Source organism: Enterobacter sp. C3_dUdeg (genome assembly GCF_057536195.1).
In genome coordinates this window covers 128171-139163 of the sequence record NZ_BAAKFX010000010.1, presented here as the reverse complement: position 1 = coordinate 139163, position 10993 = coordinate 128171, and the positions used below count along the sequence as shown (strand labels likewise).

6 protein-coding genes are annotated in these 10993 nt (G+C 57.5%); 5 read left to right on the top strand and 1 reads right to left on the bottom strand.

The annotated features are described in order from the left end of the window. Positions 1 to 252: 252 nt before the first annotated feature. From metA to aceK, 4 genes are all read left to right on the top strand, one after another. Positions 253 to 1182 carry a homoserine O-acetyltransferase MetA gene (gene metA, locus AC27FC_RS18965; RefSeq protein WP_024906663.1) on the top strand — a complete coding sequence of 310 codons (930 nt, stop codon included), beginning with the start codon at positions 253 to 255 and terminating at the stop codon, positions 1180 to 1182. Between the two features lie 270 nt (positions 1183 to 1452). Next, positions 1453 to 3054 carry a malate synthase A gene (gene aceB, locus AC27FC_RS18960; protein WP_196355167.1) on the top strand — a complete coding sequence of 534 codons (1602 nt, stop codon included), beginning with the start codon at positions 1453 to 1455 and terminating at the stop codon, positions 3052 to 3054. Between the two features lie 31 nt (positions 3055 to 3085). After that, positions 3086 to 4390 (top strand): isocitrate lyase, encoded by a 1305-nt coding sequence (aceA, locus tag AC27FC_RS18955; RefSeq protein ID WP_024906665.1) that lies wholly within the window; start codon positions 3086 to 3088, stop codon positions 4388 to 4390. Between the two features lie 46 nt (positions 4391 to 4436). Then, positions 4437 to 6176 (top strand): bifunctional isocitrate dehydrogenase kinase/phosphatase, encoded by a 1740-nt coding sequence (gene aceK / locus AC27FC_RS18950; RefSeq protein ID WP_196355168.1) that lies wholly within the window; start codon positions 4437 to 4439, stop codon positions 6174 to 6176. Between the two features lie 68 nt (positions 6177 to 6244). Here aceK and iclR read toward each other — a convergent pair whose 3' ends face one another. Beyond that, complete coding sequence (gene iclR, locus AC27FC_RS18945; protein WP_045888359.1) at positions 6245 to 7075, bottom strand: glyoxylate bypass operon transcriptional repressor IclR; 831 nt, start codon at positions 7073 to 7075, stop codon at positions 6245 to 6247. A gap of 193 nt (positions 7076 to 7268) precedes the next feature. Between iclR and metH the strand changes: the two genes are divergently transcribed. Further along, a complete protein-coding gene (gene metH / locus AC27FC_RS18940) occupies positions 7269 to 10952 on the top strand; it encodes a methionine synthase (protein WP_196355169.1) in 3684 nt (1227 codons plus the stop codon). The last annotated feature ends 41 nt before the right edge of the window (positions 10953 to 10993 follow it).

Here is a 10993-nt window from a genome sequence, read left to right as displayed (position 1 = left end):
CTCAGAAGTGAAACGCCGTAGCGCCGATGGTAGTGTGGGGTCTCCCCATGTGAGAGTAGGGAACTGCCAGGCATCAATTAAAAGAACCCCGTACCGTAAGGTGCGGGGTTTTTTGCTTTTGTTTTTCCCTCTCCCCCCTCCTTGAAACTTTCTCACCTTCCGCTTGCAGGCTCGACATTATGCCCGTTTCTGGGTATCGTTAGCTATCTGGATGTCTAAACGTTTATACGTATGCTGTGAGGATATAAAGCTATGCCGATTCGGGTGCAGGACGAGCTACCAGCCGTCAATTTCTTGCGTGAAGAAAACGTCTTCGTCATGACGGCTTCGCGTGCGACAGGTCAGGAAATTCGCCCGCTGAAGGTGCTTATTCTCAATCTGATGCCAAAAAAGATCGAAACAGAAAACCAGTTCCTGCGTCTTCTGTCGAACTCCCCGCTGCAGGTGGATATCCAGTTGCTGCGAATCGATGCCCGTGAATCACGTAACACGCCATCTGAGCATTTGAACAACTTCTACTGTAACTTCGATGACATTCAGGGGGAAAACTTCGACGGACTGATCGTGACCGGCGCGCCGCTCGGCCTGGTTGAATTTAACGATGTCGCCTACTGGCCGCAGATCAAACAGGTTCTGGAGTGGGCAAAAGATCACGTCACGTCTACCTTGTTTGTCTGTTGGGCGGTACAAGCCGCACTGAATATTCTTTATGGCATCCCCAAGCAAACCCGCACTGAAAAGCTCTCCGGCGTATACGAACACCATATTCTTCATCCACATGCGTTGCTGACGCGCGGTTTCGATGACTCTTTCCTGGCCCCGCATTCTCGCTACGCCGATTTCCCGGCCCAGCTGATTCGTGATTACACCGATCTGGAGATCCTGGCCGAAACGGAAGACGGAGATGCTTACCTGTTTGCCAGCAAGGATAAACGCATTGCTTTTGTGACCGGACATCCTGAGTACGATCCGCATACCCTCGCATCAGAGTATTTTCGTGATGTCGAAGCGGGTCTTAATCCGGATGTACCGTACAACTATTTCCCGAAAGACGATCCGCAAAACAAACCGAGAGCAACCTGGCGCAGCCACGGAAATTTGCTTTTCACTAACTGGCTCAACTATTACGTCTACCAGATAACGCCATACGATCTGCGTCACATGAATCCGACGCTGGAGTAATCTTCTGCACTAAACGATCCTAAAGCGTTTCAGCTATTCAAATCAGGCACCTTCGGGTGCCTTTTTTATTTCCGAAATGTCACTCACCGTTCGATCCAACTTTAATCTCAATGAAATCAATCAATTAATAACAATTAATAATTAAAATGGAAATTGTTTTTGATTTTAGAAAAAATATAGATAGTCTTAATTCTGCTGAGCGAAAACCACCCAACGATCTTTCGTTCGCATCGGGGGCGTGATTTTGGATCTTTGATGAGGAGCAGAGCAATGACTCAACAGGCAACGACGGTCGATGAACTGGCCTTTACCCAGCCGTATGGCGAGCAAGAACAGCAAGTGTTGACGGCGGAAGCGGTAGAATTTCTGACTGAACTGGTGACCCGCTTTACGCCGCAGCGTAATAAGCTGCTGGCGGCGCGCATTCATCAGCAGCAGGAAATTGACGATGGCAAGTTGCCTGGATTCATTTCGGAAACCGCTTCCATTCGTCGCGGTGAGTGGAAAATCCGCGGTATCCCTGAAGATTTACAGGATCGTCGCGTTGAGATCACCGGCCCGGTAGAGCGCAAAATGGTGATCAACGCCATGAACGCCAACGTTAAAGTCTTCATGGCCGATTTTGAAGACTCTCTGGCGCCGGACTGGCGTAAGGTCATCGAGGGGCAGATCAACCTGCGCGACGCCGTGAACGGCACCATCAGCTATACCAACGAAGCCGGCAAAATTTACCAGCTCAAACCAAACCCTGCGGTGCTGATCTGTCGCGTGCGCGGCCTGCACCTGCCTGAAAAACATGTCACCTGGCGTGGGGAAGCCATTCCAGGCAGCCTGTTTGATTTCGCACTCTATTTCTTCCACAACTACAAGAACCTGCTGGCAAAAGGCAGCGGCCCTTATTTCTATTTGCCAAAAACGCAGGCCTGGCAGGAAGCGGCCTGGTGGAGCGAGGTCTTCAGCTACGCGGAAGATCGTTTCAACCTGCCGCGCGGCACCATCAAAGCCACGCTGCTAATTGAAACGCTGCCTGCCGTGTTCCAGATGAATGAAATTCTGCACGCCCTGCGCGATCACATCGTCGGCCTGAACTGCGGGCGCTGGGACTATATTTTCAGCTACATCAAAACCCTGAAAAACTATCCCGACCGCGTACTGCCGGATCGCCAGGTCGTGACCATGGATAAACCGTTCCTGAGCGCCTACTCGCGCCTGCTGATCAAAACCTGCCACAAGCGCGGCGCCTTTGCGATGGGCGGCATGGCGGCATTTATCCCGAGCAAAGACGCAGAGCGGAACAATCAGGTGCTCAACAAGGTGAAGGCTGATAAAGAGCTTGAAGCCCGTAACGGTCACGACGGCACGTGGATTGCCCATCCTGGCCTGGCCGATACGGCGATGGAGGTCTTTAACCGCGTTCTCGGCGACAACAAAAACCAGCTGTTTGTCACGCGCGAAGACGAGGCCCCAACGGCTGAAGAACAGCTGCTGGCACCGTGCGCGGGCGAGCGTACGGAAGAGGGCATGCGTGCCAATATCCGCGTCGCGGTCCAGTACATCGAAGCGTGGATCTCCGGCAACGGCTGCGTACCTATCTACGGCCTGATGGAAGATGCCGCAACGGCGGAGATTTCACGTACCTCCATCTGGCAGTGGATCCACCATCAAAAAACGCTCAGCAACGGTAAACCGGTGACCAAGACCCTGTTCCGCCAGATGCTGGCAGAAGAGATGCGGGTGATCCAGGACGAGCTGGGCGAGCACCGCTTCAGCAGCGGACGTTTTGACGACGCCGCGCGCCTGATGGAGCAAATCACCACATCAGATGACTTAATCGACTTCCTGACCCTGCCGGGCTACCGCTTCCTGGCGTAACTCACCACATAACAATATGGAGCATCTGCACATGAAAACCCGTACCCAACAAATCGAAGAGTTGAAGAAAGAGTGGACACAGCCTCGCTGGGAAGGCATCCGCCGTCCTTACAGCGCGGAGGAAGTGGTGAAATTACGCGGCTCGGTCAATCCGGAATGCACGCTGGCACAGAACGGTGCGGCGAAAATGTGGAAGCTGCTGCACGGTGGCTCTAAAAAGGGCTACATCAACAGCCTCGGCGCGCTGACCGGCGGTCAGGCGCTGCAGCAGGCGAAGGCCGGTATTGAAGCTATCTATCTCTCCGGCTGGCAGGTTGCGGCGGACGCTAACCTGGCGTCCAGCATGTACCCGGATCAGTCGCTCTATCCGGCTAACTCCGTGCCGTCGGTGGTGGATCGGATCAACAATACCTTCCGCCGTGCAGATCAGATCCAATGGGCCGCTGGAATCGAACCTGGAGATCCGCGCTTTATTGACTACTTCCTGCCGATCGTCGCGGATGCGGAAGCGGGCTTCGGCGGCGTGCTGAACGCCTTCGAGCTGATGAAGTCGATGATTGAGGCCGGTGCAGCGGCCGTTCACTTCGAAGACCAGCTGGCGTCAGTGAAAAAATGCGGACACATGGGCGGTAAGGTGCTGGTTCCTACACAGGAAGCCGTACAGAAGCTGGTTGCCGCGCGTCTGGCCGCGGACGTGCTCGGCGTGCCGACGCTGGTGATTGCCCGTACCGATGCGGACGCGGCGGACCTGATCACCTCTGACTGCGACCCGTACGACAGCGAGTTCATCACCGGCGAGCGTACCAGTGAAGGCTTCTACCGCACCCATGCCGGCATTGAACAGGCGATCAGCCGCGGCCTGGCGTACGCGCCTTACGCGGACCTGGTCTGGTGTGAAACCTCCACGCCGGATCTGGCGCTGGCAAAACGCTTTGCCGACGCCATCCACGCGAAGTATCCGGGCAAACTGCTGGCCTATAACTGCTCGCCGTCCTTCAACTGGCAGAAAAAGCTGGATGACAAAACCATCGCCAGCTTCCAGCAGCAGCTGTCCGACATGGGCTACAAATACCAGTTCATTACCCTGGCCGGTATCCACAGCATGTGGTTCAACATGTTCGACCTGGCGCACGCCTATGCGCAGGGTGAGGGCATGAAGCACTACGTTGAGAAGGTGCAGCAGCCGGAGTTTGCGGCGGGCAAAGACGGTTACACCTTCGTGTCTCACCAGCAGGAGGTGGGGACCGGCTACTTTGACAATGTGACCACGATAATTCAGGGCGGCACCTCCTCCGTCACCGCCTTAACGGGTTCAACGGAAGAAGCACAGTTCTAATCTTTTCCCCCTCTCCCCTCTCGGGGAGAGGGGAGAGGGGGAATATATGTCGCGTGGCCTGGAATTGCTGATTGCCCAAACTATTTTGCAGGGCTTCGATGCCCAGTATGGTCGTTTTCTTGAAGTGACATCCGGCGCGCAGCAGCGCTTCGAACATGCAGACTGGCATGCGGTTCAGCAGGCCATGAAGCAGCGTATCCATCTCTATGACCACCACGTGGGTCTGGTGGTGGAGCAGCTGCGCTGTATTACCGACGGTAAAAGCCCGGACGCGGAATTTTTACTGCGCGTGAAAGAGCACTACACCCATTTGTTACCCGATTACCCGCGCTTCGAGATTGCGGAGAGCTTTTTCAACTCCGTCTATTGCCGGTTATTTGACCACCGCTCACTATCTCCAGAGCGGTTATTTATCTTCAGCTCCCAGCCCGAGCGACGCTTTCGAACCATTCCCCGTCCGCTGGCGAAAGATTTCTTTCCCGATCGCGGATGGGAAAAGCTCCTGCACCGCGTGCTAACGGATCTGCCGCTGCGCCTGCCCTGGGAGAATAAAACCCGGGATATCGGCTATATCCACGCCCATCTCAACGAAACCTTCGGCGCGGAGGTGCTCAGCCGCAGCCATTTGCAGGTGGCCAACGAGCTTTTCTACCGCAATAAAGCCGCCTGGCTGGTGGGCAAACTGGTTACGCCGACCGCCATTGTGCCGTTTCTGCTGCCGATCCACCGTACCGACGACGGGGAACTGTTTGTCGATACCTGCCTGACCACCAGCGCCGAGGCCAGCATCGTGTTTGGCTTCGCCCGCTCCTATTTCATGGTGTACGCCCCGCTGCCTGCCGCGCTGGTGGAGTGGCTGCGGGAGATCCTGCCGGGCAAAACCACCGCCGAGCTGTATATGGCCATTGGCTGCCAGAAGCACGCCAAAACGGAAAGCTACCGGGAGTACCTGCGCTATGTCACCACGGCCGATGAGCAGTTTATCGAAGCGCCCGGCATTCGCGGCATGGTGATGCTGGTCTTTACGCTGCCGGGTTTCGACCGGGTCTTTAAGGTGATTAAAGACAGATTCGCGCCGCAGAAAGAGATGACCGCCGCGCACGTTCGCGCCTGCTATCAGCTGGTCAAAGAGCACGATCGCGTCGGGCGCATGGCGGATACCCAGGAGTTCGAAAACTTTGTGCTGGATAAACAGCAGATCGACCCGGCGCTCATGGCGCTGTTAATGCAGGAAGCACCTGCGAAAATCACCGATCTTGGCGACAAAATTGCCATTAGCCATCTCTACATCGAACGCCGTATGGTGCCGCTGAATATCTGGCTTGAGCAGTCCGAAGGCCAGGCGCTGCGGGATGCCATTGAAGAGTACGGCAACGCGATTCGCCAGCTTGCCGCCGCCAATATTTTCCCGGGCGACATGCTGTTTAAAAACTTCGGCGTCACCCGTCACGGGCGCGTGGTGTTCTACGATTACGACGAAATTTGCTACATGACCGAAGTGAATTTCCGCGATATACCACAGCCCCGCTACCCGGAAGATGAGCTTTCCGGTGAGCCGTGGTACAGCGTCTCACCGGGCGATGTGTTTCCGGAGGAGTTTCGCCACTGGCTGTGTGCCGACCCGCGCATCGGGCCGTTATTTGAAGAGATGCATGAGGATCTGTTCCGCGCCAGCTACTGGCGCGGGCTGCAAACGCGGATCAAAAAAGGGCATGTCGAAGATGTGTACGCTTACCGCCGCAAGCAGAGGTTTTGCATTAGGTTTGCACCCTCTCTAGCAGGGTGAGGGCATCAGATTTTCTCCCTCTCCCTGTGGGAGAGGGCCGGGGTGAGGGCATCAGGCCGCACTCAATCTCAACGAATCCCACCGTACGCCAGCGTCACCTCTTTCGCCGCCTTAATCACCAGCGCGCCCAGCTCGGTCACGCGGTCATCGGTCATCCGCGAAATCGGCCCGGAGATGGAGATGGCGGCAAACGGCTCGCGGTGCTCGTCAAAAATACAGGCCGCAAGGCAGCGCAGGCCCAGAGCATGTTCTTCATCATCAAACGAATAGCCGCGCTTGCGGGTCAGGGCCAGATCTTCTTTCAGATGCACGGGCGACACCAGCGTGGCGTGGGTATAGGCGTGCAGCCCTTTACGGTGCAGCAGTCCCGTCACCTGCTCTTCGCTCAGCTGCGAAAGAAACGCTTTCCCCGCCCCGGAGGCATGCATCGGCAGCTTGCCGCCAATCGGTGCGGACATGCGCATCAGCTGCGTGCACTGCACCTGGTCGATGATAATCGCCTGATGATCGCTCTGGTCCAGCACCGCCAGGTTTACGGTCTCGCCGGACTCCTCCATCAGCTTGCGCAGAATCGGGTGCACAATCGCCAGCAGGTTGCGGCTCTGCAGGAAGCTGCTGCCGACGATAAACGCATGCGCGCCCACCGCCCAGTGCCCCAGCTCGCCGACCTGGCGGACAAAGCCCAGCTGCTGCATGGTGGTCAGCAGGCGGTGCGTCGTGGAGTTCGGCAGGCCAGCCTGCTGGGCCAGCTCCGTCAGGGCCACGCTGCTGTGCGACTCGGCTATCCACTCCAGCAGCTTCAAACCGCGCGTGAGCGATTGAACCTGTCCGCCCTGTTGTGCGGCGGCGGTGGTGGCAGCAGGTTTTCTGCCGCGTTTAGCGGGAACGGTCGCGACCATGACGATCTCCTTTTTCTGTATCGTGGAAATCATTTTCGTTTTATTTGGTGAATTTGCAACCGTTATCCTGACTGATCGGAGGAGTGATGGTGAACATGTCTCATGTTACCGCTGTGCGGCTTTTCCACCCTGCGAGATTGTGCCAGTATGGAACGCAGCCTTTTGGCCTTGTTGAGCGTTGTCGGGAGCAAGTGTGAGCAGCAAAGTAGAGCAACTGCGTGCGCAGTTAAATGAACGAATTCTGGTGCTGGACGGCGGCATGGGCACCATGATCCAGGGGTATCGTCTGAGTGAAGATGATTTCCGCGGCGAACGCTTTGCCGACTGGCCCTGCGACCTGAAAGGGAACAACGACCTGCTGGTGCTCAGCAAGCCGTCCGTCATTAAGGATATCCACAACGCCTACTTCGAAGCGGGTGCGGATATCGTTGAAACCAACACCTTTAACTCGACAACTATCGCTATGGCGGATTACCAGATGGAATCCCTGTCGGCGGAAATCAACCTGGAAGCCGCGAAGCTGGCGCGCGCCTGCGCCGACGAGTGGACGGCCCGCACGCCGGACAAGCCTCGCTACGTTGCCGGGGTGCTTGGCCCGACGAACCGCACCGCGTCGATTTCACCGGACGTCAACGACCCGGCGTTTCGTAATATCACCTTCGATCAGCTGGTCGCGGCCTACCGTGAATCGACCAAAGCGCTGGTGGAAGGCGGTTCCGATCTGATTCTGATTGAAACCGTATTCGATACCCTCAATGCCAAAGCCGCGATTTACGCGGTGAAAGAGGAGTTTGAAGCGCTCGGCGTTGACCTGCCAATCATGATTTCCGGCACCATCACCGACGCCTCCGGCCGTACCCTGTCCGGCCAGACAACCGAAGCGTTTTATAACTCCCTGCGCCACGCCGAAGCGCTCTCCTTTGGCCTGAACTGCGCGCTGGGGCCGGATGAACTGCGCCAGTACGTGCAGGAGCTTTCCCGTATCGCGGAATGCTACGTCACCGCCCACCCGAACGCCGGTCTGCCAAACGCGTTTGGTGAATACGATCTCGATGCCGACACCATGGCGGTGCAAATCCGCGAGTGGGCCGAGTCTGGCTTCCTGAACATCGTCGGCGGCTGCTGCGGTACCACGCCGGAGCACATCGCGGCCATGAGCAACGCCGTCGCCGGTCTGCCGCCGCGCAAGCTGCCCGAGCTTCCGGTTGCCTGTCGTCTGTCCGGCCTGGAGCCGTTGACCATCGGCGACGACAGCCTGTTTGTGAACGTGGGTGAGCGTACTAACGTCACCGGTTCCGCAAAGTTCAAGCGCCTGATTAAAGAAGAGAAGTACAGCGAAGCGCTGGACGTTGCCCGCCAGCAGGTGGAAAGCGGCGCGCAGATTATCGATATCAACATGGATGAGGGGATGCTCGACGCCGAAGCGGCGATGGTGCGTTTCCTCAACCTGATTGCCGGTGAGCCGGACATTGCCCGCGTGCCGATCATGATTGACTCCTCCAAGTGGGAGGTCATCGAAAAAGGGCTGAAGTGCATTCAGGGTAAAGGCATCGTCAACTCCATCTCGATGAAAGAGGGTGTCGATATCTTTATCCACCACGCGAAGATGGTCCGCCGCTACGGTGCCGCCGTGGTGGTGATGGCCTTTGACGAAGTGGGTCAGGCCGATACCCGCGAGCGCAAAATCGAGATTTGCCGCCGCGCGTACAAGATTTTGACCGAAGAGGTGGGCTTCCCGCCGGAAGACATTATCTTTGACCCGAATATCTTCGCCGTTGCGACCGGGATTGAAGAGCACAACAACTACGCCCAGGACTTTATCGGCGCATGTGAAGACATCAAGCGAGAGCTGCCGCATGCGCTGATCTCCGGCGGCGTATCGAACGTGTCGTTCTCGTTCCGCGGCAACGACCCGGTGCGCGAAGCGATCCACGCCGTGTTCCTCTACTACGCCATCCGCAACGGCATGGACATGGGGATCGTTAACGCCGGCCAGCTGGCGATTTACGACGACCTTCCCGCCGAGCTGCGCGACGCCGTCGAGGACGTGATCCTTAACCGCCGCGACGACGCCACCGAGCGCATGCTGGACCTGGCGGAGAAATACCGCGGCAGCAAATCGGATGAGGCGGCAAACGTTCAGCAGGCCGAGTGGCGTTCGTGGGACGTGAAAAAGCGCCTGGAATACTCGCTGGTCAAAGGCATCACCGAATTTATCGAGCTCGATACCGAAGAGGCGCGCCAGCAGGCAGCCCGCCCGATTGAGGTGATCGAAGGTCCCCTGATGGACGGCATGAACGTGGTCGGCGATCTGTTCGGTGAGGGCAAAATGTTCCTGCCGCAGGTGGTGAAATCCGCCCGCGTGATGAAGCAGGCAGTGGCCTATCTGGAGCCCTACATCGAAGCCAGCAAAGAGAAAGGCTCCAGCAACGGCAAGATGGTTATCGCCACCGTGAAGGGCGACGTGCACGACATCGGCAAGAACATCGTTGGCGTAGTGCTGCAGTGTAATAACTACGAGATTATCGACCTCGGCGTGATGGTCCCGGCGGACAAAATTCTCAAGACCGCGCGCGAAGTGAACGCCGACCTGATTGGCCTCTCCGGGCTGATTACGCCGTCGCTGGACGAAATGGTCAACGTGGCAAAAGAGATGGAGCGACAGGGCTTCACCATTCCGCTATTGATTGGCGGGGCGACCACCTCAAAAGCGCATACGGCGGTGAAAATCGAGCAGAACTACAGCGGCCCGACGGTCTACGTGCAGAACGCCTCGCGCACCGTGGGCGTGGTCTCCGCGCTGCTCTCCGACACCCAGCGCGACGATTTTGTGGCGCGCACCCGCAAAGAGTACGAAACCGTTCGCATCCAGCACGGCCGTAAGAAGCCGCGCACCCCGCCTGTTTCGCTTCAGGCGGCGCGCGACAACGATCTGGCCTTCGACTGGTCCAGCTACACGCCGCCGGTCGCGCACCGCCTGGGCGTGCAGGACGTAACGGCCAGCATCGAGACGCTGCGCAACTACATCGACTGGACGCCGTTCTTTATGACCTGGTCGCTGGCGGGCAAATATCCGCGCATCCTGGAAGACGAGGTGGTTGGCGAGGAGGCGAAGCGCCTGTTTAAAGATGCCAATGATATGCTCGACACGCTGAGCGCAGAGAAAAGCCTCAACCCGCGCGGCGTGGTGGGCCTGTTCCCGGCGAACCGCGTGGGCGACGACATCGAAATCTATCGCGATGAAACCCGCACCCACGTGCTGGCGGTCAGCCGCCATCTGCGCCAGCAAACCGAGAAAGTGGGCTTTGCCAACTACTGCCTGGCCGATTTTGTCGCGCCGAAGCTGAGTGGTAAAGCCGACTATATCGGCGCCTTTGCGGTGACCGGCGGTCTGGAGGAAGACGCGCTGGCGGACGCGTTCGAAGCGCAGCACGATGATTACAATAAAATCATGGTGAAAGCGATTGCCGACCGCCTGGCGGAAGCCTTCGCCGAGTACCTCCACGAGCGCGTGCGTAAGGTGCACTGGGGCTACGCGGCGAATGAAAACCTCAGCAATGAGGATCTGATCCGCGAAAATTACCAGGGGATTCGCCCGGCGCCGGGATACCCGGCCTGTCCGGAACACACCGAAAAAGGCACCATCTGGAAGCTGCTGGACGTGGAAGCCCATACCGGCATGAAGCTCACCGAGTCGTTCGCCATGTGGCCAGGCGCGTCCGTTTCCGGCTGGTACTTCAGCCATCCGGACAGCAAGTACTTTGCCGTGGCGCAGCTGCAGCGGGATCAGATTGAAGATTACGCCCTGCGCAAAGGCATGAGCGTGTCTGAAGTGGAGCGCTGGCTGGCGCCTAATCTCGGCTACGACGCCGACTAAAATCACTTTTCCTTACAACAAACAGGGCGCTCATTGGGCGC